The organism is Pseudomonas sp. StFLB209 (assembly GCF_000829415.1).
Classification (GTDB): domain Bacteria; phylum Pseudomonadota; class Gammaproteobacteria; order Pseudomonadales; family Pseudomonadaceae; genus Aquipseudomonas.
This window is the reverse complement of record NZ_AP014637.1, coordinates 2,146,223-2,170,906: the sequence shown is the minus strand read 5'-3', so window position 1 is coordinate 2,170,906 and position 24,684 is coordinate 2,146,223. Positions and strand designations below refer to the sequence as shown.

Annotated in this window: 22 protein-coding genes and 1 tRNA gene; 6 read left to right on the top strand and 17 right to left on the bottom strand. The window is 59.9% G+C overall.

Features of this window, described 5'->3' with window-relative positions; all coding sequences use genetic code 11:
* Positions 1–7: 7 nt before the first annotated feature.
* The 3 genes from PSCI_RS09985 to ilvA form a co-directional block, all read right to left on the bottom strand.
* Positions 8–487, bottom strand: a complete 480-nt coding sequence (locus PSCI_RS09985) for an RNA pyrophosphohydrolase (RefSeq protein ID WP_045485847.1) — start codon at positions 485–487, stop codon at positions 8–10.
* 170 nt (positions 488–657) lie between these two features.
* Positions 658–1,071 (bottom strand): DUF2269 family protein, encoded by a 414-nt coding sequence (locus PSCI_RS09980; RefSeq protein ID WP_045485844.1) that lies wholly within the window; start codon positions 1,069–1,071, stop codon positions 658–660.
* 109 nt (positions 1,072–1,180) lie between these two features.
* A complete protein-coding gene (gene ilvA / locus PSCI_RS09975) occupies positions 1,181–2,695 on the bottom strand; it encodes a threonine ammonia-lyase, biosynthetic (protein ID WP_045485840.1) in 1,515 nt (504 codons plus the stop codon).
* 154 nt (positions 2,696–2,849) lie between these two features.
* On the opposite strand from ilvA, the gene rpiA reads away from it, so the two are divergent.
* Complete coding sequence (gene rpiA / locus PSCI_RS09970) at positions 2,850–3,521, top strand: ribose-5-phosphate isomerase RpiA (protein ID WP_045485837.1); 672 nt, start codon at positions 2,850–2,852, stop codon at positions 3,519–3,521.
* 78 nt (positions 3,522–3,599) lie between these two features.
* Here rpiA and PSCI_RS09965 read toward each other — a convergent pair whose 3' ends face one another.
* The 4 genes from PSCI_RS09965 to PSCI_RS09950 form a co-directional block, all read right to left on the bottom strand.
* On the bottom strand, positions 3,600–4,505 hold the full coding sequence (locus PSCI_RS09965; RefSeq protein WP_045485835.1) for an SdiA-regulated domain-containing protein: 906 nt from the start codon (positions 4,503–4,505) through the stop codon (positions 3,600–3,602).
* A gap of 97 nt (positions 4,506–4,602) precedes the next feature.
* Complete coding sequence (locus PSCI_RS09960) at positions 4,603–5,535, bottom strand: SdiA-regulated domain-containing protein (RefSeq protein ID WP_045485833.1); 933 nt, start codon at positions 5,533–5,535, stop codon at positions 4,603–4,605.
* Between the two features lie 336 nt (positions 5,536–5,871).
* On the bottom strand, positions 5,872–6,537 hold the full coding sequence (locus PSCI_RS09955; protein WP_045485830.1) for a fumarylacetoacetate hydrolase family protein: 666 nt from the start codon (positions 6,535–6,537) through the stop codon (positions 5,872–5,874).
* 20 nt (positions 6,538–6,557) lie between these two features.
* On the bottom strand, positions 6,558–7,952 hold the full coding sequence (locus PSCI_RS09950) for an FAD-binding oxidoreductase (protein ID WP_045485827.1): 1,395 nt from the start codon (positions 7,950–7,952) through the stop codon (positions 6,558–6,560).
* Positions 7,953–8,150: 198 nt separating this feature from the next.
* On the opposite strand from PSCI_RS09950, the gene serA reads away from it, so the two are divergent.
* Both serA and PSCI_RS09940 read left to right on the top strand, forming a co-directional pair.
* Complete coding sequence (gene serA / locus PSCI_RS09945; RefSeq protein ID WP_045485823.1) at positions 8,151–9,380, top strand: phosphoglycerate dehydrogenase; 1,230 nt, start codon at positions 8,151–8,153, stop codon at positions 9,378–9,380.
* A gap of 135 nt (positions 9,381–9,515) precedes the next feature.
* Positions 9,516–10,025 (top strand): GNAT family N-acetyltransferase, encoded by a 510-nt coding sequence (locus PSCI_RS09940; protein ID WP_052483378.1) that lies wholly within the window; start codon positions 9,516–9,518, stop codon positions 10,023–10,025.
* A 108-nt stretch (positions 10,026–10,133) separates the two neighbouring features.
* Here the strand turns inward: PSCI_RS09940 and PSCI_RS09935 are convergent, their stop codons facing one another.
* The 6 genes from PSCI_RS09935 to dibA all read right to left on the bottom strand — a co-directional run bounded on the left by PSCI_RS09935 (position 10,134) and on the right by dibA (position 16,396).
* Complete coding sequence (locus tag PSCI_RS09935) at positions 10,134–11,123, bottom strand: sulfate/molybdate ABC transporter ATP-binding protein (protein WP_045485820.1); 990 nt, start codon at positions 11,121–11,123, stop codon at positions 10,134–10,136.
* 3 nt (positions 11,124–11,126) lie between these two features.
* Positions 11,127–11,999: a sulfate ABC transporter permease subunit CysW gene (gene cysW, locus PSCI_RS09930; protein ID WP_045485817.1), complete on the bottom strand. Its 873-nt coding sequence runs from the start codon at positions 11,997–11,999 to the stop codon at positions 11,127–11,129.
* A gap of 13 nt (positions 12,000–12,012) precedes the next feature.
* Positions 12,013–12,834 (bottom strand): sulfate ABC transporter permease subunit CysT, encoded by an 822-nt coding sequence (cysT, locus tag PSCI_RS09925; RefSeq protein ID WP_045485814.1) that lies wholly within the window; start codon positions 12,832–12,834, stop codon positions 12,013–12,015.
* A 97-nt stretch (positions 12,835–12,931) separates the two neighbouring features.
* The gene (locus PSCI_RS09920) at positions 12,932–13,936 is read right to left on the bottom strand and encodes a sulfate ABC transporter substrate-binding protein (RefSeq protein ID WP_045485810.1); all 1,005 of its coding nucleotides are present in this window, start codon (positions 13,934–13,936) and stop codon (positions 12,932–12,934) included.
* Between the two features lie 156 nt (positions 13,937–14,092).
* On the bottom strand, positions 14,093–14,275 hold the full coding sequence (gene oscA, locus PSCI_RS09915; RefSeq protein ID WP_045485807.1) for a sulfur starvation response protein OscA: 183 nt from the start codon (positions 14,273–14,275) through the stop codon (positions 14,093–14,095).
* A gap of 189 nt (positions 14,276–14,464) precedes the next feature.
* Entirely contained in the window at positions 14,465–16,396 is a 1,932-nt protein-coding gene (dibA, locus tag PSCI_RS09910; protein ID WP_045485805.1) for a phosphodiesterase DibA, read from the bottom strand.
* A gap of 155 nt (positions 16,397–16,551) precedes the next feature.
* On the opposite strand from dibA, the gene desA reads away from it, so the two are divergent.
* Together desA and PSCI_RS09900 are read left to right on the top strand one after the other, a co-directional pair.
* The gene (gene desA, locus PSCI_RS09905; RefSeq protein WP_045485804.1) at positions 16,552–17,736 is read left to right on the top strand and encodes a delta-9 fatty acid desaturase DesA; all 1,185 of its coding nucleotides are present in this window, start codon (positions 16,552–16,554) and stop codon (positions 17,734–17,736) included.
* A gap of 136 nt (positions 17,737–17,872) precedes the next feature.
* On the top strand, positions 17,873–18,865 hold the full coding sequence (locus tag PSCI_RS09900) for a GGDEF domain-containing protein (protein WP_045494096.1): 993 nt from the start codon (positions 17,873–17,875) through the stop codon (positions 18,863–18,865).
* A 175-nt stretch (positions 18,866–19,040) separates the two neighbouring features.
* Here the strand turns inward: PSCI_RS09900 and PSCI_RS09895 are convergent, their stop codons facing one another.
* From PSCI_RS09895 to gabD, 3 genes are all read right to left on the bottom strand, one after another.
* Entirely contained in the window at positions 19,041–20,426 is a 1,386-nt protein-coding gene (locus PSCI_RS09895) for an HDOD domain-containing protein (RefSeq protein WP_045485802.1), read from the bottom strand.
* A gap of 123 nt (positions 20,427–20,549) precedes the next feature.
* Positions 20,550–21,830, bottom strand: a complete 1,281-nt coding sequence (gabT, locus tag PSCI_RS09890) for a 4-aminobutyrate--2-oxoglutarate transaminase (protein WP_045485800.1) — start codon at positions 21,828–21,830, stop codon at positions 20,550–20,552.
* Positions 21,831–22,008: 178 nt separating this feature from the next.
* Positions 22,009–23,451: an NADP-dependent succinate-semialdehyde dehydrogenase gene (gabD, locus tag PSCI_RS09885; protein WP_045485798.1), complete on the bottom strand. Its 1,443-nt coding sequence runs from the start codon at positions 23,449–23,451 to the stop codon at positions 22,009–22,011.
* 340 nt (positions 23,452–23,791) lie between these two features.
* Here gabD and PSCI_RS09880 point away from each other — a divergent pair.
* A tRNA-Arg gene (locus PSCI_RS09880) sits at positions 23,792–23,868 on the top strand.
* A gap of 176 nt (positions 23,869–24,044) precedes the next feature.
* Here PSCI_RS09880 and PSCI_RS09875 read toward each other — a convergent pair.
* Positions 24,045–24,659 carry a LysE family translocator gene (locus PSCI_RS09875; protein WP_045485796.1) on the bottom strand — a complete coding sequence of 205 codons (615 nt, stop codon included), beginning with the start codon at positions 24,657–24,659 and terminating at the stop codon, positions 24,045–24,047.
* Positions 24,660–24,684: the final 25 nt, after the last annotated feature.

The window sequence follows — 24,684 nt, the reverse complement described above, 5'->3', positions numbered from 1 at the left end:
CTCCGTGTCAGTCACGCGCCAGCAGGCGCGGGGCAAGCTCTTTGAGTGCGCGCCGATACACCTCGCGCTTGAATGTCACCACCTGGCCCAGCGGGTACCAATAACTGACCCAGCGCCAGCCATCGAACTCCGGTTTACCGGTCAAATCCATCCGCACCCGTTGCTCGTTGGAGATCAGGCGCAGGAGAAACCATTTTTGCTTCTGGCCGATGCACAGCGGCTGGCTATGGGTACGCACCAAGCGCTGCGGCAGGCGATAACGCAACCAGCCACGGGTACAGGCGAGAATTTCAACGTCATCGCGCTCCAGACCCACTTCTTCGTTCAACTCGCGATACAGCGCGTCTTCTGGCGTTTCCTGGGGGTTGATACCACCCTGGGGAAACTGCCAGGCATCTTGGTTAATACGCCGAGCCCATAGGACCTGACCAGCATCGTTTGTCAGAATAATCCCGACATTAGGACGGAAACCATCGGGGTCGATCACGGCAACAACCTCGCAAACGCATGTCGCCGCATTGTTCCACAAAGCCCCTCAAACCAGCAACGAGCCTTGACACCTTATCTGAAGTCTTGTGAAAAGCGCGTATTGATTGATGCTTTTTTCAGTATTTTCAGGGGCTAACCGGCTCTCAACGCTGCCCGCGAACCTGCGACTCAGCCCGGACGGACGATCAACAGCAGCGCCATGACGATAAAACACAGGGCGGCAACGGCAGCCAGCACCAAGGTGAAGCGCTGTTTAGCCGCTGCTCTCGTCAGGCGTAGCACCAGCCATGCCCAGGCAATGATGCCGCCGCTATAAAGCAGGCTGCTGGACAGAATCCAGCCCTGCCCCAGTGAAAGGCCCAGACCATGGACCAGCCACCAGCCGCTGAACGGCAAAATGGCCAGGCTTACCGCCATGCCCAGCCAGGCCCATAATGACGGGCGTTGCAGCAGACGTTCATGAATCAGCAGATTGCCGGCCCGCCGCCCCCGAATCAGCCAGACGGCCAGCCCGGCGGCGCAAGCCAGCGCAGCCAGCAGCGCGGTAATGTGCAGGGTTTTCAGAGCGATCAGGGTGTCCATGAAGCGACCTCCTTTGAGCGATGCAGGAGCGGAGTTATCTGTGCAGTTTTGTTCGCTGCTAAAGCAGCTCCTACGAGCATCTCCTACAAGAGCAGCTACGAGAATACCTTTAGCCTAGAAATAGCCGGTAAGCCGGGTTATCGGTCTCATCCCAATGTGGATAGCCGATTTCGTTCAGCGCCTGGCCAACCAGATGCCGCTCTTCGGCAGGCACCACCAGCCCGGCCACTACCCGGCCATCGGCTGCGCCATGGTTGCGGTAGTGGAACATCGAAATGGTCCAGCGTCCGCCCAGTTTATTCAAAAAGTTGAACAGCGCGCCCGGCCGCTCGGGAAATTCGAAGCGCAGCACCACTTCGTCGCTGACCCGCTCCGAGTGCCCGCCGACCATGTGGCGGATGTGCAGCTTGGCCAGTTCGTTGTCGGTCAGGTCGACCACCGGAAAGCCTTGTTCGCTCAGGCTGGCGATCAGCGCGCTGCGCGGGTCGCGCTCCGGGTGGGTCTGCACGCCAACGAAAATGTGCGCCTCGCGGTCGGTGTGGTAGCGGTAGTTGAATTCGGTGATCTGGCGCTTGCCGATCGCTTCACAGAACGCCTTGAAGCTGCCGGGCCGCTCCGGGATGGTCACCGCAATGATGGCTTCGCGGCCTTCACCCAGCTCGGCGCGCTCGGCGACATGGCGCAGGCGGTCGAAGTTGATATTGGCCCCGGAGTCGATGGCCACCAGAGTCTGGCCGCTGACGCCGCGCTGTTCGACGTACTTTTTGATGCCCGCCACGCCCAGCGCACCGGCAGGTTCGGTGATCGAGCGGGTGTCGTCGTAGATGTCCTTGATCGCCGCGCAGATTTCGTCGCTGCTGACGGTGATCACTTCGTCGACGTAGTGCCGGCAGACCTCAAAGGTATGCTGACCGATCTGCGCCACCGCCACGCCATCGGCAAACAGCCCGACCTGGTTGAGCACCACCCGCTCGCCAGCAGCCAGGGCGGCTTGCAGGCAGTTGGAGTCGTCCGGTTCGACGCCGATGATTTTGATTTCCGGGCGCAGGTATTTCACGTACGCGGCAATGCCGGCGATCAGCCCGCCGCCACCGACCGGGACAAAGATCGCGTCCAGTTGGCCAGGGTGCTGGCGCAGGATCTCCATGGCCACGGTGCCTTGCCCGGCGATGGTGTCGGGGTCGTCATAGGGGTGGACATAGACCAGCCCCTGTTCCTCGACCAGCCGCAGTGAATGGGCCAGCGCCTCCGGGAACGAGTCGCCATGCAGCACCACTTGGCCACCGCGCGAGCGCACGCCCTCGACCTTGATTTCCGGGGTGGTCTTGGGCATCACGATCACCGCCTTGATGCCCAGCTCCCGCGCCGCCAGGGCCAGGCCCTGAGCATGGTTGCCGGCTGAGGCAGTGACCACGCCACGGGCGGTCTCTGCCGCGTTCAGTTGCGCCAGCTTGTTGTAGGCGCCGCGAATCTTGAAGGAGAAAACCGGCTGCAGGTCTTCGCGCTTGAGCAGGATCTGGTTGCCGAGCCGCTCAGACAGCTGGCGAGCCCCCTGCAGCGGGGTTTCGATGGCCACGTCGTAGACGCGGGAGGTGAGGATCTTCTTGACGTAGTGTTCAAGCATCGCGGCGACATCACAGACCAAAGTGGCAAGGTCGTGGAGTTTAACCCCTGCTCCCGACGCACGACCATACGAATGACAGGGCTTTACCATGCGGCCATCGTTATAATGGCAGCCCTTTTGACACTTTTTCCAAATTCGGCACCGTGGAGCCCGCATGACCCAGGATCAACTCAAACAGGCCGTCGCCCAGGCCGCCGTCGATTTCATCCTTCCCAAAATCGACAAGAAGAGCATCATCGGTGTCGGCACCGGCTCCACCGCCAACTGCTTTATCGATGCCCTGGCCAAACACAAAGTCGCCTTCGACGGCGCTGTCGCCAGCTCCGAGGCCACCGCTGCACGCTTGAAAGGCCACGGCATTCCGGTCTATGAACTCAATACCGTCAGCGACCTTGAGTTTTACATCGACGGCGCCGATGAAAGCGACGAGCACCTGAACCTGATCAAAGGTGGCGGCGCCGCCCTGACCCGCGAGAAGATCGTTGCCGCCGTGGCCAAGACCTTCATCTGTATTGCCGATGGCAGCAAGCTGGTCCCTGTGCTGGGCGCGTTCCCACTGCCAGTCGAAGTCATCCCCATGGCCCGCAGCCACGTGGCCCGTGAACTGGTCAAGCTGGGCGGCGACCCGGTGTACCGTGAAGGCGTGCTGACCGACAACGGCAACATCATCCTCGACGTGCATAACCTGAGCATCACCAACCCGGTAGAACTCGAAAGCCAGATCAACGCCATTGTCGGCGTGGTCACCAACGGCCTGTTCGCCGCCCGCCCGGCCGACCTGTTGCTGCTCGGGACTGCCGAAGGTGTCAAAAGCCTGAGCCGCTGACAGGATGCTCGCAGGGGTTAAAGCGCCTGCGAGCCTCAACGCGTTTTGGCAGTTTCATAGGCCGCACAACGCGCTCGTTTAAGGTTTACGAAACACATAAAACAGATTCGGCTCACTGACCAGGTACAGCGTGCCCGCATCATCCATGGCAATGCCCTCAGCCTGTGGCACGGTCTTGCTCAGGCCCATCTGGCCTTTTTTCAGCGAGCTGCTGCCCACCGGGCGGCCTTCGATGTCCAGTTCCAGGATCTGTCGCGACTCATCTGACAGCGCCAGCAGGTGGCCGCTGCGCTCATCGAACTGCAGGCTGGACAGATCACGGACGAAGATTCCGGCATCGCGCTGGCGATTGGAGATCACTTCCAGGGACGTCGGCGTGTCGGGCTGCAGCTTGGGAAAGCCGCGTACTTCGATGATCTGCACCGGGTCGCGCTCTTTGGCGACAAACAGGCGCTGGCCCTTGGTGTCGTAAGCCAGCCCCTCAAAGCCTTTGTTATTACCGGCATTGAAGTCCAGGGTCAGGGTTTCGGCCTGAGTCGCGTCAAGGCTGCGGGTGTCGTCATTGACCTGCACCTGGATCAGCCGCTGGCGGCGCTCGTCACTGATGACATAGACCCCCGGACGGATATATTCGACGGCTTCGGCATCACCAAACCCATCCAGATGAATGCGCCGAACAATCCGGCCATCGAGGCTCAACTCGACCAGCTCGCTGTTCTGGTTGGTCACGGTAAACAGGGTCTTACGGTCAGGATCGTAGCTCAGTGCCGAGACATCATCTTCCAGGCCCTCGATGACCTTGCCTTCAATCACCACCCGATACTCGCTCAGGCCAATGGCAGCGGTCGATTCCGATTGCCAGAACAGATTCCAGTTGAAGGTCGCACGCTCGACCAGACGAAACTCACGATTGGCCAGAAATGCCAGGGCAGCCAACAGCAATACAACGACAATCAACAGTTGCAGACGGATGAAACGACGCATTGCGATGACTCTTGAACAGGAGGGAGGGCATTAGAACACGGCAATCTGAAGCCATCCTTAATGACAGCAGATTGCCATACAGACCTCGAGAGGAAAGTTACTTGTTGCTGAAGGAATAGAACAGGTTCGGCTCACTGACCATATACACCGTGCCCTGTTCGTCGATCGCGACGCCTTCGGCACGAGGAATGGTGTCTTTCAGACCGTTCACGCCACCCAGCAGGCTCATGAAGCTGACCTGCCGCCCCTGCTCGTCCAGCTCCAGCAGCAGGTGCGAGTCGGCAGACAGCACCAGAACGTGACCGGTGCGTGGGTCGACGCTCAGTGCCGAGAGGTTGCGCACGTCGAGGTCGTACGGCTCAAGACGCTGTTTTTCACCGGCCAGCAGCGTACTGCCATCGCTTTTCCAGCTGAACATCGCCGCCGGGCGCTCTTGGCCGAGCAGCAATTGCTGACGCTTCGCGTCCCAGATCACGCCCTCGAAGCCCTTGTTCTTCTTCTCGGTATGGCCAAGGTCATATTTGACCGCATCGACCAGACGCAGGCGCGTGGTATCCGCATCGACCTTGATGATGCTCAGCAACTGTTGGCGCTCGTCGGTAATGGCCACCAGACCATTGCTCAGGACTGTCAGCCCTTCCGGGTTGCTCCAGCCTTCCATGGGGATTTTGCGCAGCACGTCGCCCTTGAGGCTCAGTTCGACCAGAAACGGATTCTTGCCCATCACCGCGAACAACGTTCGCGTGACCGGGTTATAGGCCAGGTCGCTGGCCTCATCATCAGCCATGCCTGGCAGCACCTTGGCATCGATGGTGACCTTGTAGTCCGGCAACCAGACGCTGGCATTGCGCTCGTCCTTGCTCTGCAGCGCTTCCTGCACCAGCAGCACGGCGCGGTCATCCCAATGCATGGCGTAGGCAACACCGTAAGCAATGGCCAATGCCAGCAGCACGCCGCTATACCACCGCGACCAGAAACAACGCGGCGCGGCGGCAGGTACTCTAGACAACGAAGACGACGGAATGGCCATTGATGGCTCCTGATCGGGACGGAACAGCGCTTGACTCGACACCCCGATCCTTGGGCACCTCTAAAAACTGCCTGCTGGCTGGACGCCTGCGGCGCTACGCGCGCCATCGCTGCGTTAAAAACAGGCTCGGCATGCTCATTTACAACTCGTAAACGCCGCCGCCCCGCCTGTTTCTGCCTTGCGCTGACTGCCTCGCCTACGTTTTTAGGAGGCACCCCTTGGGGTCGGAAGGATTATCCAGATCAGTTGTGAAAAAAACGCGAACAATAACCACGCAGCGTTGTCATGACACAAAAAAACCGCCCAAAGGCGGTTTCATTTTATGTCGCAGCCGATTTAACGCACGGTACTCTCATAACGAGCCTGGCCGTCCAGCTCCAGTACGATCTGGTCGCCGGCCTGGAATGGACCCACACCCGCCGGGGTGCCGGTCATGATGATGTCACCGGCCTGCAGCGAGAAGTTGGCCGCCATGTGCTGGATCATCGGCACGATAGGGTTGAGCATCAGGCTGCTGTTGCCGTCCTGGACGACCTTGCCGTTGAGGGTCAGGCGAATGCCGATGTCCGTGAGGTCCGGGAAGGTCTCGGCAGGCACGAACGGCGCGATCACTGCTGCGCCGTCGAAGCATTTGGCCAGTTCCCACGGCAGGCCTTTCTCGCGCAGCCGCGACTGCACGTCACGCAGGGTCAGGTCCAGGCCGGGGGCGAAGCCACTGATGGCGTCGAGCACTTCTTCGGTCGATGGGTTCTTGCTCAGCGGCTTGCCCAGCAGCACGACGATCTCAGCCTCGTAATGGACGCTGCCACGGTCAGCCGGGATGCTGAAACTGTCTTCCAGCGGTACCACACTGCTGCCAGGCTTCATGAAAATCAGGGGCTCGGTGGGGACCGGGTTGCCCAGCTCCTTGGCGTGCTCGGCGTAGTTGCGGCCGATGCAGACCACTTTGCCCAACGGAAAGTGGATATTCGTTCCATCGACGTATTTGTGCTGGTAGCTCATGGGGTCTCCTGGGGACGCGGTTACAGGGCGAAAATTTTTCCGGGGTTCATGATGCCGTTGGGGTCAAACACCGCCTTTACAGCTTTCATGTATTCGATTTCGGCAGGCGAACGACTGTACGCCAGATAGTCGCGTTTGGTCATCCCCACGCCGTGCTCGGCAGAAATCGAGCCGTTGTACTTCTGCACGGTTTCGAACACCCAGGTATTGACCTTGGCGCAGGTGTCGAAAAACACCTGATTGTCCATCTGTTCGGGCTTGAGGATATTCAGGTGCAGATTGCCATCGCCAATGTGGCCGTACCACAGCACTTCAAAGTCGGGGTAGTGTTCGGCGACGATGGCATCGATCTCGGCCAGGAAAGCCGGGACTTTCGAGACAGTGACCGAGATGTCGTTCTTGTATGGGGTGAAATGCGAGATGGTTTCGGAGATGTACTCGCGTAGCTTCCACAGATTACGCAGTTGCTGTTCGCTCTGGCTCATGACCCCGTCCAAGACCCAGCCTTGCTCGACACAATGCTCGAAGGTTGCCAGGGCCTCATTGGCCAGGTCTTCGGTGGTGGCTTCGAACTCCAGCAGGGCGTAGAACGGGCACCGAGTGGCAAACGGCGCAGGCACATCGCCACGGGCCAACACTTTGCTCATCGAGGCGTGGGAAAAGAACTCGAACGCGGTGAGGTCCAGCTTGCCGTGAAAGGCATGCAGCACCGGCATGATCGAGTCGAAATCCGCTGCGCCAAGCACCATGGCGGTGAGGTTCTTCGGCGCACGCTCCAGACGCATGGTGGCTTCGACCACAAAGCCCAGCGTACCTTCGGCGCCGATGAACAGATGACGCAGGTCGTAGCCGGTGGCGTTCTTGAGCAGGTCCTTGTTCAGTTCCAGCAGTTCGCCCTTGCCGGTAACGACCTTCAGGCCCGCCACCCAGTTGCGGGTCATGCCATAGCGAATGACTTTGATGCCACCGGCATTGGTGCCGATGTTGCCGCCGATCTGGCTGGAGCCTGACGAAGCGAAGTCCACTGGATAATACAGGCCGTGCTCGGTGGCCAGATCCTGCAACTGGCGGGTGATCACCCCCGGCTGGCAAACCACGGTGCGATCCGTGCTGTTGACCTCCAGCACCTGATTCATGGCATCGAAGGACACCACCACCTCGCCATTGGCCGCCACCGCCGCCGCTGAAAGCCCGGTGCGCCCGCCCGACGGCACCAGGCCGATACGATGCCGGTTGGCCCAGCCCACGATGGCCTGGACCTGCTCGATGCTCTTGGGCAGGACAATGGCCAACGGTGCCGGCACGAACTGCTTGGTCCAGTCCTTGCCGTAGGTGTTCAGGGAGGCGGTATCGGTAAGGACTTTGGCAGGCGCGACCAAGGCCGCGAGTTCAGGGATCAGGGCCGTCTGGGTCATGACTCAACTCTTGGTGAATTCATGGGCAACCTGAGAACCATTCATGCGCAAGCATGAGGTTTCAGGGGCTGGTTATGCTAGCATACGACGCCAACTTGCCAGTATGCGACGCGCCTGCCAAGGCTCTGACAGCGGTTTGCATGCATGGCTGAAGCTTTTTCAAGTGCCATTTATTTTTCGGGATACAGGTTAACGCAGATGAGCAAGGTTTCCCTCGACAAGAGCAAGATCAAGTTCCTTCTTCTCGAAGGTGTCCATCAATCGGCTGTCGATGTGCTCAAGGCCGCTGGTTATACCAGTATCGAGTATCACACCAAGTCACTGCCCGATGCCGAGCTCAAGGAAAAGATCGCCGATGCCCACTTCATCGGTATTCGCTCGCGCACCCAACTGACCGAAGAAATCTTCGATCACGCGAAGAAACTGGTCGCTGTCGGCTGCTTCTGCATCGGTACCAACCAGGTTGACCTGGACGCGGCCCGCGAGCGCGGTATCGCCGTGTTCAACGCTCCGTACTCCAACACCCGTTCGGTGGCCGAGCTGGTGCTGGCCGAGGCCATTCTGCTGCTGCGCGGCATCCCGGAAAAGAACGCCTCCTGCCACCGTGGCGGCTGGATCAAGAGCGCGGCGAACTCGTTCGAAATCCGTGGCAAGAAACTGGGCATCATCGGCTACGGCTCGATCGGCACCCAGTTGTCGGTTCTGGCAGAAAGCCTGGGCATGCAGGTGTTTTTCTTCGACCCGCTGACCAAACTGCCACTGGGCAACGCCACCCAGGTCACCAGCCTGAACGAATTGCTGGGCCTGGCAGACATCGTTTCCCTGCACGTTCCCGAGCTGCCCTCCACCCAGTGGATGATCGGCGAGAAAGAAATTCGCGCCATGAAAAAGGGCGCGATCCTGATCAACGCCGCGCGCGGTACTGTGGTTGAGCTGGAAGCCCTGGCTGCTGCGATCAAAGACCAGCACCTGATCGGCGCGGCCATCGACGTGTTCCCGGTCGAGCCACGCTCGAACGACGACATCTTCGAAAGCCCGCTGCGCGGCCTGGACAACGTGATCCTGACCCCGCACATCGGTGGCTCGACTGCCGAAGCCCAGGCCAACATCGGCCTGGAAGTCGCCGAGAAGCTGGTCAAGTACAGCGATAACGGTACGTCGGTATCGTCGGTCAACTTCCCTGAAGTCGCCCTGCCGGCCCACCCTGGCAAGCACCGCCTGCTGCACATCCACGAAAACGTGCCTGGCGTGCTGAGCGAGATCAACAAGGTCTTCGCCGAAAACGGCATCAACATCTCCGGCCAGTTCCTGCAGACCAACGAAAAGGTCGGCTACGTGGTCATCGACGTCGACGCCGAATATTCGGACCTTGCCCAGGAAAAACTGCAACAGATCAAAGGCACCATTCGTTGCCGCGTCCTGTTCTAAGCCGCCTGGCGCAATAAAAAAGGAGACCCTCGGGTCTCCTTTTTCGTTTTCGGTGGGACGTGCTTGACCCGACGTACAATGGTGCCTTGGCGCAGCAGCATGGGCTGTCTGCCAGCTCAGTGAAGAGGTACTTGCATGCACCTGCCACCGATCATCCGCAAAGCCCTGCCGGCCGACATCCCTGGAATCCTCAGCCTGCAAAAAGCCAATCAGCAGTCCCAAGGCGGTAAGTTGTCGGCCGAGTTGCCGGCTGAGCGCCTTGCAGAAATGCTGAGCGACACAACGCAGATCGTGGCCTGCCGTGGTGAGCAGGTGGTCGGTTTCCTGCTGACCACTTCGCAGGCCATCAATCGCCGATACCCGGTTCCAGTGCTGGAAAAGACCATTGAAGCCTTTGGAGCCATCGAACCGGACACCTATATCTACGGCCCGGTCTGCGTCAGCGCAAGCGAGCGCGGCCAAGGGTTGGCACAACGCCTGTTCCAACGATTGCTAGAACTGGAGCCAGGTCGGCAGGGCGTGTTGTTCATCCGCGATGACAACCCGGCCTCCCTGAGCGCCCATCGCAAGATGGGCATGGCAAGCGTGGCACAGTTCCACTTCAAGGGCGGACTGTTCCACGTATTTGCCTACCGAGCCGCCTAACGTGAACGGGCAGAGCTCGCGAAACAACCAGTGAAGCCAAGCCATCTGTAGTAGATATGCCTTGTACTCCCCCGCTCTGCTCGCTCACGAACAGCCTCGGCAGGGCCGTCAGATCGAAGGCACTTTCTGCCAGACCTTGGGCTTGAAGAACAGCACTTCGCCACGCGCCAGGCCCACCAGGCTGTCGTGGTCCTTGACCACTTCGGCTTCGATCAGGTCGCTCTGCCCTTCCACCTTCAGGGTTACCCGGGTCGTGGCGCCCAATGGGCGGATATCCCGGACTTCGGCCGCATGGTGGTCTTCCAGCTCCTGGCGCGACAACGACACTTCATGGGGACGGAACAGCAGGTGTTCGCTGTCACCCACGCTCATGCGGTTTGAATCGCCCAGGAAGTGATAGACGAAGTCGTTGGCCGGGAACTCGTAGACTTCACCGGGCGAGCCGATCTGTTCGATCACGCCCTTGTTCATCACCACGATCCGGTCAGCCACTTCCATGGCTTCTTCCTGGTCGTGGGTCACGAACACCGAAGTCAGGTTGATGTCTTCGTGCAAGCGGGCCAGCCAGCGACGCAGTTCCTTGCGCACCTTGGCATCCAGGGCACCGAACGGTTCGTCGAGCAGCAGTACCTTGGGCTCCACTGCCAGAGCGCGGGCCAGGGCGATTCGCTGACGCTGACCACCGGAGAGTTGCTCCGGGTAGCGGTCGGCCAGCCAGTCCAGTTGCACCATGTTCAGCAGTTCGTGAACCTTGGCCTTGATCTGGGTTTCGTTGGGCCGTTCGTTACGCGGCTTCATGCGCAAGCCGAAAGCGACGTTATCGAACACTGTCATATGGCGAAACAGCGCATAGTGCTGAAAAACAAAACCGACGTTGCGATCACGAACATCATGGCTGGACACGTCCTCGCCATGGAACACGATACTGCCCTGATCCGGGGTTTCCAGACCGGCGATGATCCGCAGCAAAGTGGTCTTGCCGCAGCCGGAAGGGCCGAGCAAGGCCACCAGTTCGCCGCTGTTGATGTCCAGATTGATGCTATCCAGCGCCTTGAAGGCATTGAAGTTCTTGCTGACGTTACGGACTTCGATCGACATGACTTATTCCTCCGCCGCGCTTTGGCGCAGACGGTTAATGCGTGATTCGCTCCACTGCTTGAGCAGCAGGATGAACAGCGCCAGGACCAGCAACAGACTCGCAACCGCGAAGGCCGCGACGTGGTTGTATTCGTTGTAGAGGATCTCGACGTGCAGCGGCAAGGTGTTGGTCACGCCACGGATGTGTCCGGACACCACCGACACCGCACCGAACTCGCCCATGGCCCGCGCGCTACACAGCACCACGCCATAGATCAGCCCCCACTTGATGTTCGGCAGGGTCACATGCCAGAACATCTGCCAGCCGTTGGCACCCAGCAGGCGCGCAGCCTCCTCCTCTTGAGTGCCCTGCTCCTGCATCAGCGGGATCAGTTCACGGGCGACGAAAGGCACGGTGACGAAGATGGTCGCCAGCACGATACCCGGCAGGGCAAACACGATCTGGATATCGTGATCCTGCAGCCAGGGGCCGAAAAAGCCCTGGGCGCCGAACATCAGCACATAGACCAGACCGGCGATGACCGGCGACACCGAGAACGGCAGGTCGATCAGGGTGACCAGGATACTTTTGCCGCGGAACGAGTACTTGCTGACGCACCAGGCCGCCGCCACCCCGAATACCAGGTTCAGTGGCACCGAGATCAGTACCGCGATCAGCGTAAGCTTGAGCGCCGACAGGGCATCAGGCTCGAAGATCGCCGCAAAGAACGTCCCCAGGCCATGCTTGAGGCCTTGGGATACCACGATGACCAGCGGCAGAGCCAGAAACAACAGAAAGACCAGCCAGCCGAGGCCGATCAGGATGCGGCGGGCCACCGGGCTGCCACGACGGGCATCGTTGGCTGCACTGGCGGCGGAAACCGACGAATGAGACATGATGGTTCGCTCCTCAGTTCGGGGTTTCGATACGCCGCTGCAGCAGGTTGATCAGCAGCAGCAGGATGAAGGAAACCACCAGCATCATCACGCCGATGGCGGTGGCGCCGGTGTAGTCGTACTGGTCGAGCTTGACCATGATCAGCAAGGGCAGGATCTCGGTCTTCATTGGCATGTTGCCGGCGATGAAGATCACCGAACCGTACTCGCCCACACCACGGGCAAACGCCAGGGCGAAACCGGTCAGCCAGGCCGGCAGTAACGCCGGCAGCAGTACATGGCGTGCCACTTGCCAAGGGCGGGCACCCAGACAGGCGGCGGCTTCTTCGACTTCACGCGGGATGTCGGCCAGCACCGGCTGTACGGTACGCACCACGAACGGCAGGGTCACGAAGGTCAACGCCAGGGTAATACCCAGCGGCGTATAGGCGATCTTGAATCCCAGGTCAGTGGCGAACTGCCCGACCCAGCCATTGGGTGCATAAAGTGCGGTCAGCGCGATACCGGCAACAGCCGTGGGCAGGGCGAACGGCAAGTCGATCATCGCATCGATGATCTTGCGCCCCGGGAAGGTGTAACGCACCAGCACCCAGGCCAATAGGGTGCCGATCACACCATTGATGACGGCGGCGTAGAACGCCGTACCGAAACTCAGTTTCAGGGCCGCGATCACCCGTGGTGCGGTGATGATGGTCCAGAACTGATCCCAGGTCAGCTGCGCAGCATGAATGAACATCGCCGCCAGCGGTATTAGAACAATCAGACTGAGGTACACCAAGGTGTAGCCCAGCGTCAGCCCGAAGCCGGGTATGACGGGAGATATACGACGCGACATAAGAATCCCTGGTTTTACTGACAGCAAACCCGGGCATTAGCCCGGGCCCCTTGACCAAACCATGAACACCGCCCTGAGGCGGTGTCCTTGTGGCGACTCAATGCGCCTGATAGATCTGGTCGAACACACCGCCATCGTTGAAGAATTTCGGCTGCGCAGTTTTCCAGCCGCCAAAGTCTTTGTCGATGGTTACCAGTTCAAGTTTAGGGAATTGCTTCTCGAATTTCGCAGCGACTTCGGCATTACGCGGGCGGTAGAAATTCTTTGCCGCAATTTCCTGACCTGCCGGGCTGTACAAGTGCTTGAGATATTCAGTGGCAATCTCGGTGTTGCCCTTTCTTTCGGCGTTTTTTTCGACCACAGCCACCGGTGGCTCAGCAAGGATCGACAGCGAAGGCACGACGATTTCGAACTTGTCGGCACCGCCGTCTTCTTTCAGAGCCAGGAAGGCTTCGTTTTCCCAAGCCAGCAGCACGTCACCCTGACCGTTGTTGACGAAGGTGATGGTCGAGCCACGGGCACCGGTGTCCAGTACTGGCACGCGCTTGAACAGCTCAGTGACGTATTGCTTGGCCTTCTCTTCGCCGCCCTGCTTCAGGCCGTAGGCCCACGCCGCCAGCAAGTTCCAGCGTGCGCCGCCGCTGGTTTTCGGGTTCGGGGTAATCACCGAAACATCACCCTTGACCAGGTCACCCCAGTCTTTGATGCCCTTGGGGTTGCCCTTGCGCACCAGGAACACGATGGTCGAGGTGTATGGCGTGCTGGCATCAGGCAGCTTGGTCTGCCAGTTCTCTGGCAGGGTCTTGCCCAGTTTGGCGATTTCGTCGATGTCACCGGCCAGTGCCAGAGTCACCACGTCAGCACGCAGACCGTCGATCACCGCACGGCCCTGTTTGCCGGAGCCACCGTGGGACTGCTTGATCTCGACTTTGTCACCGGCGTGGGTCGAGGTCCAGTGCTTGATGAATTCAGCGTTGTATTCCTGATACAGCTCACGGGTCGGGTCGTAGGACACGTTGAGCAGCTCATAATCCTTGGCAACGGCGGAACCTGCGAATACGGCGCTCGCGAGAGCGGCCAGGGCAAAACGACGAATAGACATAAGATCAAGCTCCTGGAAAAACTGAGTATTGGCGTTCTTGGTTTGTACTTGGCGCGTCGATACCGCGAGCGATACCGCACGTTGCTTGGGGAAGGTGAACAGGAGTCAACATGACACCCTCCGGTTGACCAGTCGGGTTAGCAAAAGCGGGGAAAATCAGCTGGGTTTGTTACCGGAGTTCTGCAGGCGGAATTTCTCTTTGCGCTCGATCTGCACAACCTGGGCGTTGTGCACGGTGATTTCGACGGCACCAAAACGCAGATCACGCAGGGCACTCTGGATTTCACGCAGAATGGCTGCCTCGTCCTGACCGTCAACGCTACGCAGAGTGGCGCTCATATTCATAACTCCTTGGAAAAGTGGCGGGTCCGCCGTTGCGACTGGGGAGCAACGGCTTGTGGCGTTGAGGCTATATTAGATACGCAGAGTTATTCTTAAAAAGACTATTTAAGAATGCAGATATAACCAAAATGAATTTACCAATCCGCCTGCATCACGGGGCGCATTGCACACCCCGATGTCACTGCCTCAGACCGGTGTGAGGCCGAAGTCCGGCGCCTTGTACCAGTCGATCTGTGCCGCCGGCATCGGTCTGGCAAACCAGTAGCCCTGGCCCAGCTGACAACCACTGTCGTATAGAAATGCCGCTTGCTCGGCGCTCTCGATGCCCTCGGCCAGCACCTGCATGCTCATGCTTCTGGCCAGCGCAATGATTGCCTGCACGATAGCGATATCGTCGTCGTCAGCCGGCAGCCCGGCCACGAACCCCTGGTCGATCTTGAGCTTTTGCACCGGCATGCGTTTGAGGCGCAACAGCGAAGAGTAGCCGGTGCCAAAATCATCAATGGCCAGGCTCAGGCCCAGTTCACGCAAACGATGCAACTGCTCGATAGCTTGTTCCGGGTCGCTCATCACCGCGCTTTCGGTGACTTCCAGCTCCAGATACGCCGGGGCCAGCCCGGTCTGTTGCAGCACCTTGGCCACCTGCAGGTCCAGATCGCCGCTGCTGAACTGCCGACTGGAGATGTTCACGGCCACGAACGACACCGGCACTCCGTCAGCCTGCCACTGACGCATCTGGGTGCAAGCCGCGCGCAACACCCAGTCATCGATATCGGCAATCAGCCCGCTCTGCTCGGCCACCGGAATGAACTCCCCCGGCGAGACCATGCCGCGCTCAGGGTGCTCCCAGCGCACCAGTGCCTCAACGCCGCTGATCCGCCGCGTGGTCAGGTCATGCACGGGCTGGTAATAAACCCGCAGTTCCTGCTGCTCGATGGCGCGGCGCAACTCACTGGCCAGTTCGACCCGTTGCTGGGCATGCAGCGTCAGTTCTTCGGTGTACAGCGCATAACATTCGCGGCCGCGGCGCTTGGCCTTGAACAACGCGGCATCGGCATTGCGCAGCAGTTGTTCGGCCGACAGCGCATCATTAGGAAACAGGCTGATCCCGATACTGGTGGTCAGGAACAATTGCTGGCCCTCAATCAGGAACGGCGCATTGAAGGCATCAAGCACCTGTTGGGCAAGGCCGGCCGCCTGGATCATCTGCGGGCAATCCTTGAGCAACAGGGCAAACTCGTCGCCGCCCATGCGCGCCAGGGTCAGCTTGCTGGCGAACAGCCCGGACAACCGCTCAGCCACCGACCTCAAGACCAGATCACCGAGACTGTGTCCGAGGCTGTCATTGATATTCTTGAAATGGTCCAGGTCGATCAGCAGCACTGCGCAGCCACGCTTGACCGCCTGCGCCGCGGCAACCGCTTCGGTGGTGCGCTCAGTGAACAACAGACGGTTCGGCAAACCGGTCAGCGCATCAAAGTGCGCCAGTTGCAGGCGCTCCTGCTCAGAGCGCTTGATGGCTGAAAGGTCGGAGAACACCGCGACAAAATGCTTCACCTGCCCGCTACGCCCAGTAAGGCCGCGGATGCTCTGCCATTGCGGGTACACCTCGCCGCTCTTGCGCCGGTTCCAGATCTCGCCAGCCCAGTGCCCGTCCTGGGAGATGGCCTGGTACATCCGGGTGTAGAACGCTGTGTCGTGGCGACCGGATTTGAACTTGCTGGGATTAAAGCCCAACACCTCCTCCGGCTGATACCCGGTAATGTCGACAAACGCCCGGTTGACGTGAATGATCTGGCCCTTTTCATTCGTGACCAGAACACCTTCACGGGTGCTGTCGAAGACCGCCGCAGCAATGCGCAGCCGATCGTAGTCTTCATGCTGGCGGCGCAGCAGTTCGTCGGTGCCCAGCCATCGGAGCAGGCAGCCACGGTAGCTGAACAACACCAGGACGGTCAGCGCCACCCACAGGTAACCGCTCGTCTGCTGCCATTGGTGGAGCAACACCGGGTCAGTGAGCCATACAGGCACCGCATAACCGAAAATCAGCCACCACAAAAAGGTCAGCCAGCCATAGAAAATGGAGGCTCCCAGCGCTTTTCGCGTTAAATCCGTCATAAAAAAACACATTTCCTTACAGGCGCCAGGATTATAAAACAAGAAACATCCTGCGACGCTTCCATGCTGCGACATCTGGTTTTCCGCTGCCGCTCAGAGATAATGGGCACTGTTCATTTTTTACTCACCCACCACTCGCGAGGGCACTACAGCCTATGGGGTACAACGGTTTACTCGACCTGTCCGTCTGGCAGTTGATTGCCGTCACGCTGGTCATGACCCACGTGACTATCATCAGTGTGACCGTCTATCTGCATCGCTATTCAGCGCACCGCTCGCTGGAGCTGAACGCAGGTCTCAAACACTTCTTCCGTTTCTGGCTGTGGCTCACCACTGGCCAGAACACTCGCGAGTGGACCGCCGTCCATCGCAAGCACCACGCCAAATGCGAAACCGTCGACGACCCGCACAGCCCGGTGATCAAAGGGCTGTCTACCGTGCTGCTCAAGGGCGCCGAGCTGTACCGGGCCGAGGCCAGCAACCAGGACACCCTGCGCCTGTATGGCAAAAACTGCCCCGACGACTGGATCGAGCGTAACCTCTACTCGCGTTACAAACTGCTGGGTATCGCGATGATGGCGGTGATCGATCTGGCGCTGTTCGGCGTCCTGGGCATCACCGTCTGGGCAGTGCAGATGATGTGGATTCCCTTCTGGGCGGCCGGAGTGGTCAACGGCCTGGGCCATGCGCTGGGCTACCGCAACTTCGAATGCCGTGATGCGGCGACCAACCTGGTCCCGTGGGGCATCGTCATCGGTGGTGAAGAACTGCACAACAACCACCACACTTACCCCAATTCGGCGAAGTTGTCGGTCAAACCTTGGGAGTTCGACATGGGCTGGGCATGGATCAAGGTGTTCAGCGCCTTGCGCCTGGCCAAGGTGCAGCGCGTCGCACCGGTTGCCCACCGGGTGCCCGGCAAACAACTGCTGGACCGCGACACCGCCACGGCGATTCTCAACAACCGCTTTCAGGTCATGGCACTGTACCGCAAGCAGGTCATTGGTCCGCTGGTCACCCAGGAACTGGCCAATGTCGACGCCTCGGTACGCCACCAGTTCCATCGCGCCAGACGCCTGCTGTCGCGCGAAACCAGCCTGCTCGACGAGCACCATCGCCAGCGTATCCAGGCCATGCTTGAGCACAGTCAGGCACTCAAGGTGATCTATGAAAAACGCCTGGCCCTGCAACAGATCTGGCTCAAGACCAGCAGCAACAGCCAGGACATGCTGGCGGCCATGAAGGTCTGGATTCACGAGGCCGAAACCAGCGGTATCCAGTCGCTGCGCGAGTTCGCCAACCAGCTCAAAACCTATTCGCTGCGTCCCGCCACCCAGTGAGCCGTTGATCGGTGCGCCCGAAAGGGCGCACCCTTGATGGAACTTTCTGGCGAAAAATCGCTCAAATCGACTATCCATTGCCTTACAAGAGACCCAACGACGCGAACTGTTTTGCGTGGTTCGCGACGACGTGCCCATGGAAAAATCGCCCCTTACTGCACCCATGCAGTCAGCCCACATGCCGGTTGCTGCCGAAACCCTGCTGGCGCTGATGCATGCCCAGGCCGAGGTCGCCCGGTTGAGTGAACGCGAGCAGTTGTTCAGTTCCCTGCTGGTCAGCGTCAACGCCGTGCTCTGGGCCTTCGACTGGGAAACCCAGCGGATGATCTATGTCAGCCCTGCCTACGAGCGGATCTTTGGCCGCTCAGCCGGCCTGCTGCTGGCCGACTATGCGCAGTGGCGCGACAGCATCTACCCGGACGACCTCAATTACGCAGAGCGCAGCCTCAGCGAAGTGATCGACAAGGGCGCCATCGAAGATCGTGAATACCGCATCATTCGCGCCGATGGTGAGGTGCGCTGGCTCAGCGATAAATGTTTTGTCAGCCAGCAGGCCGACGCCAGCCAACGCCTGATCGTGGTGGGTATTGCCGAAGACATCACCGAAAAGAAACGCCTGGAAGATGAACTGCAACGCCTGGCAACCACTGATGTGCTGACCCAGAGCAGCAATCGTCGGCACTTTTTCGAATGCGCCCAACGCGAATTCGAACTGGCCCGCCTGCAAGGCACGCCGTTGTCGTTCCTGCTGCTGGATATCGATGATTTCAAGAAAATCAACGACACCTATGGCCATCAGACCGGCGACCTGGTGTTGCAGCGTATCGCCGAGAGCGGCCGCACCACGCTGCGCCGTGGCGACCTGTTCGGCCGAATCGGTGGCGAGGAGTTCGCGGCGATTTTCCCCGGCTGCGCGGCAGACACGGCCTTGCAGATTGCCGAGCGCCTGCAGCGTGAGATCCAGCGCCTGAGTTTCCAGTACGACACCCAGAGCTTCGGCATCACCGCCAGCCAGGGCCTGACCAGCCTCACCGACAGCGACCAAAGCCTGGAAGCTCTGTATGGACGGGCCGATGAAGCGATGTACCAGGCCAAACGCCAGGGCAAGAACCAGATCGTGCTGGGCTGAGGCCCAATACTAGAAATCTCTGTGGAAACGGGCTTGCTCGTGAAGAGGCCATTAAAGCCACAGCATCTGCTGCGAATGTGCCGCCGTCTTCGCTAGCAAGCTAGCTCCCACCGGGGTATATATTGCCTAAGTAGGAGCTGCTTTAGCAGCGAAACACCTAGCCGGCAATTCCCAGCTACGGTTTTTCCGGGACGTCGGTCGGCTCTACCGCCGGTGGATCCTCTTCGGCCGGCGGCTCTGGCTCTGGCTCCGGAGCCAGATCCAGCAGGTCGGGCAGATCGTCTTCCACCGGAGGCTGTTCTGCCTGGCTTTGCGCCGCCTGAACAATCGCCAGCAGGCTCGGGTCGACTACGCCAGTGAGCTTTTTACGCAAGCGCTGCAAGTCAGCGACGCTGAGTTTGAGCAGCCGCGCCGACTTGGACTTGACCAGCGGGTTGACGCTTTGCTGATCGGTCAGCCGGGCCATTTCACCGGCCAGGTTCATGGCCAGCACTTCACGGGTGAAGATCCCGGTGTTGTACTGATACACCGCTGCAATCAGCTCACGCAGCTCAAGCGGCAGACGCCAGCGCCGGCGCAGCGCAGAACCGAAGGCTGCCGAATACTGCTCCAGCATCTGGTTGATGGTGTTGTCATCGAGCTTGCCGCCATGCAGCAGCCACTCCTGCAAACAACCAATCACCGCCAGCTCACCGAGCGACTGTAACAATCCGGCGCTGAAGCAGCGCTCGGTATTGAGCTCCAGCATACGCCCCAGAATCCGTGCGTAGTCGGCAGTACGCTGGGACATCAGCCACAGGTCGTTGGCCCGCGCCAACAGCCCGTCATGACTCAGGGTGGCGACCCGTTTCTTGCCCAGCCCGGCGACAATCTGCGCACTCTGCGTCGCCCCGAGCACCGCCAGCGAACCACCGAGCGTCTGCACCGGCTTGCCCAGATGCTGGGCGGCGGTGTTGGCGGCGGCAATCAGCACCGCAGTGATGTGCGGATCGTTGCGCAATTCCTGCTCAAGCAGATGGATGTCCAGCCCCTTGCTGGTGCGGCACAACTGCAAGACAGCCTCGACATTTACACACAACGGCGCGCTGTCAGCCGTTTCACGGCGCTTGTCGAGAAACAGGGCCAGGGTCATGCCCGGCTGCATGCTCGGCCCAGCCGTTGAACACTCCACCAGCAAGCCGCGCAGGCGCTGGAGCAACAGCTCATTGTTCAGCGGTTTGGTCAGGTAAGCCGTAGGCGCCAGCGGCAGTACTTCGCGCACGCTCGCGCTATCACTGCGACTACTGAGCAGGATGAACGGAACCGGAGGTTGCCGACCCGTCTTGCGTACGCCACGCAACAGGCTAAGGCCGTCGATAGCAGGTAATTCACGGGCAGCAATGATCAGGTCAGGTACCTGTTTTTTCATCCATTCAACGGCTTGCCTGCCATCGCTACAGACTTCCAGTTCGACATCGTCACGTACGCTCAGGACCAGATCGCTGAGTGTTTCGCGAATCCAGGGATCGGACTCAGCAATCAACACCCTTGGCACCCCAAGTAAATCCACAGCCGTCATCATGACTCTCCGACATCGATGCGTTCACCTTAGCCAAAGCTGTCGTCCGGATATAGCCATAGACCGAAAAATACCCGGCGCCAAATAAAAAAACCCGCCGAAGCGGGTTTTTTCATCAACTCAGGCTTACGCCAGTTCGTCGAAGCACTCGGCGACCAAGGCAATGCCTTTTTCCAGTTGCGCGTCTGGGATGGTGACAGGCATCAGGAAGCGGATCACGTTGTAATAGGTGCCGCACGACAGCAGGATCACGCCTTTCTCGCGAGCGCGAGCGACGATCTTGCCGACCAGCTCGGCGGCTGGCTTGCTGTGGTCACCGCCTTCGAACAGCTCAATGGCGATCATCGAACCCAGACCGCGCACGTCACCGATCACCTTGTGTTTCTCGGCAATCTTGTTCAGACCGGCCTTGAGCGTCTCGCCGACAGCCTTGGAGCGCTCCAGCAGGTTCTCTTCGTCGAACACCTTGAGCACGGCCAGAGCCGCAGCACAAGCGATCGGGCTGCCGGCATAAGTGCCGCCCAGACCGCCCGGCGCGATCTTGTCCATGATCTCGGCCTTGCCGCTGACGCCGGAGATCGGGAAGCCGCCGCCGACCGATTTGGCGAAGGTGGTCAGGTCCGGTACCACGCCCAGTTGCTCGGTAGCGAAGAAGGTGCCGGTACGGCCCGCACCGGTCTGCACTTCGTCAGCCACCAGCAGGATGCCGTGCTGATCGCACAGCGCGCGCAGGCGCTTCATGAAAGCTGGCGAGTTGATGTAGAAACCACCCTCGCCCTGCACCGGCTCGATGATGATCGCGGCGATATCCTGTGGCTGGGCATCGTTCTTGAAGATCCGCTCGATGCTGGCGATGGACTCGTCTTCGCTCACACCGTGCAGCTCGCACGGCGCCAGGGCGCGGTACACACCGGCCGGCATCAGGCCCATGCCGGCCGAATACGGCGCGACCTTGCCGGTCAGCGACAGCGTCATCATGGTGCGGCCGTGGTAAGCGCCGGTGAAGGCGATCACGCCGGCACGGCCAGTGGCGGCACGGGCGATCTTCACGGCGTTCTCGACGGCTTCGGAGCCAGAAGTCACCAGCAGGGTTTTCTTGGCGAAATCACCCGGCACGCGCTTGGCGATTTCTTCACACAGTTCGATGTACGGCTCGTAGGCCAGTACCTGGAAGCAGGTGTGCGACAGTTTGGTCAGCTGTTCCTGAACGGCAGCCACGACCTTGGGGTGCAGGTGGCCGGTGTTCAGTACTGCAATGCCGCCCGCAAAGTCGATGTACTCACGGCCTTCGACGTCCCACACAGTGGCGTTCTCGGCGCGCTCGGCGACAATCGGGTGGATCTGGCCGACACCACGTGGAACAGCGGCGGCACGGCGTTGCAGCAGGGATTCGTTGGTCTTGCTCATGGGGTCCTCATTCGCCGCTCATCGTCGGCGTGTTGCAAGGATTCAGCAGCAGGAAGAACCGGGCCAGCATACGATGATCGACTGGCGCGGCCTCTCGGCCACCATTACAGGTTGCGGTACAACAAAACCGGTGAAGCGTCGCTCTCGCGCCCCACCGGCTGCAAAACCCGCTATCGAATCAGATCGACAGGCACAGGTATTTGACTTCCAGATAGTCTTCGATGCCGTACTTGGAGCCTTCACGGCCCAGGCCCGAGGACTTGATACCGCCGAACGGTGCCACTTCGTTGGAGATCAGACCGGTGTTGATACCCACCATGCCGTACTCCAGCGCTTCAGCAACGCGGAACACGCGGCTCATGTTCTGAGCATAGAAGTAAGAGGCCAGACCGAACTCGGTATCGTTGGCCATGGCGATGACATCGTCTTCGTCCTTGAAACGGAACAGCGGCGCCAGAGGACCGAAGGTCTCTTCCTTGGCCACGGCGGCAGTCTTCGGCACGTCGACCAGAATGGTCGGCTCGAAGAACGTACCTTCCAGGCTATTGCCACCGAACAGCACCTTGGCACCTTTGCTCACGGCGTCGTCGATGTGCTCTTTAACCTTGGCCACGGCCTTGCTGTCGATCAGCGGGCCGGTGGTGGTGCCTTCTTCCAGACCGTTGCCGATCTTGAGCTTGGCGACAGCCACTTTGAGCTTCTCGGCGAACGCGTCATAGACGCCTTCCTGCACGTAGATACGGTTGGCGCACACGCAAGTCTGACCGTTGTTGCGGTACTTGGAGATGATCGCGCCTTCAACGGCCTTATCCAGGTCAGCGTCGTCGAACACGATGAACGGTGCGTTACCGCCCAGTTCCAGGGAGACTTTCTTGATGTCGTTGGCGCATTCGGCCATCAGCTGACGACCGATTTCGGTCGAGCCGGTGAACGACAGCTTGCGCACGATCGGGTTGCCGGTCAGTTCGCTGCCAACTTCGCCGGCGCTGCCGGTGATCACACTGAACACGCCAGCCGGAATGCCGGCACGTTCAGCCAGCTCGGCCAGAGCCAGAGCGGAGTAAGGAGTCTGCGAAGCAGGCTTGAGCACCATGGTGCAACCGGCCGCCAGGGCAGGGCCGGCTTTACGGGTGATCATCGCCGCCGGGAAGTTCCACGGGGTAATGGCCGCGGTCACACCGATCGGCTGCTTGAGCACGATCAGGCGTTTGTCTGGCTGGTGGCCAGGAATCACGTCACCGTAAACGCGCTTGGCTTCTTCAGCGAACCACTCGATGAACGATGCGGCGTAACCGATCTCGCCCTTGGCCTCGGCCAGCGGCTTGCCTTGCTCCAGGGTCATCAGGCGAGCCAGGTCGTCCTGGTTCTCGATCATCAGCTCGAACCAGCGACGCAGCTTGGCGCCACGCTCTTTGGCGGTCAGTGCACGCCAGGCCGGCAGCGCCTTGTCGGCGGCTTCAATGGCACGACGGGTCTCGGCAGCGCCCATTTTCGGCACAGAGCCCAGAATCTCGTTGGTAGCCGGGTTGTTGACCTTGATGGTCTGACCGCTGTCTGCATCCAGCCACTGACCATTGATATAGGCTTGCTGGCGGAACAGTTTGGAATCCTTGAGCTGCATGTCGGCCTCCGATAAACACCGCGCGCGGGCGCAGCGAAGCTGATAGAAAGAAACGGCGCCGCCACAGGGCACCATTAACAAATGAATTCGCCTTTTCCTGCGGCGCGCAAAGCTTAGCAGGCCGAAAGGCCGAACAGGAGCGTTTGAAATCTCAAACGCATCCTAGGCACAGGCAGAAAAAAGGACAAGAGCCCGTTCGAAAAAAAGAACGCAACGTCCAGCCAGTGCAAGTCTCGTTGGCCGAAATGTCACTTTCAGGCAATAAATCGTGCGAAATCAACAACACATGCTCGCCAGCATGGACGCACGGCGTTCAGATGAGTATTATGGCGCCCGCGTTGCACCTGTAGCTCAGCTGGATAGAGTACTGCCCTCCGAAGGCAGGGGTCGTGGGTTCGAATCCCGCCAGGTGCGCCATATATGAAAAGGCTCAGGTGAAAACCTGGGCCTTTTTTCGTTATGCCTGGTCCTGCATGGACCTTGGTCCGACTCCCCCGGCATGACGATGCTCCCTGCAACGCTCAGCAAATCATCACTCACGACTTCGGGGGTGACTTCGGGGGTAGCAGGTCCGTTGGCATGATCCAGCTCACTCAACGCCCGCTGTTCTGCCCCACCAGCAACGCCCCAAACCCCACCAGCAACCCGCCAAATGCCCGGTCGACCCAGTGCCTTACCCCCAGCAGCCACTCACGCAAGGCGCCGGCCGAAAAGCACATCGCAACCAGTGCAAACCAGGCCATATGCGCCAGCGAGATGAACGCGCCATAGCCGATCTGCGTCGCCACTGACGTATCAGGCCGCACCACCTGCATGAACAGGCTGACAATAAAGATCGTGGTTTTCGGGTTCAGTGCGTTGGTGAGCAAACCGGTTCGCAATGCCATTGCGTCGGACATCGAGACGGCTGCTGCGGTCGCCACTGCGCCGGGCTTGGCGAGTAACATCTTTACGCCGAGGTAGATCAGGTAAGCGGCGCCAGCCAGTTTGATGGCATTGAACAGCCAGAGTGACTGCTGAATCAGCAGCCCCACGCCGACCAAGGTGTAGCTGACATGCACCAATACGCCCAAGCCAATACCCAACGCGGTAAATACCCCCGCGCGGCGCGACAGCATCAGGCTGTTGCGGGTCACCATCGCAAAGTCCGGGCCGGGGCTGATCACCGCCAGCAGGGTAATCGTGATTACAGCTATCCATTCGGTCATGGCTTATCCTGTCGTTATCCATAAA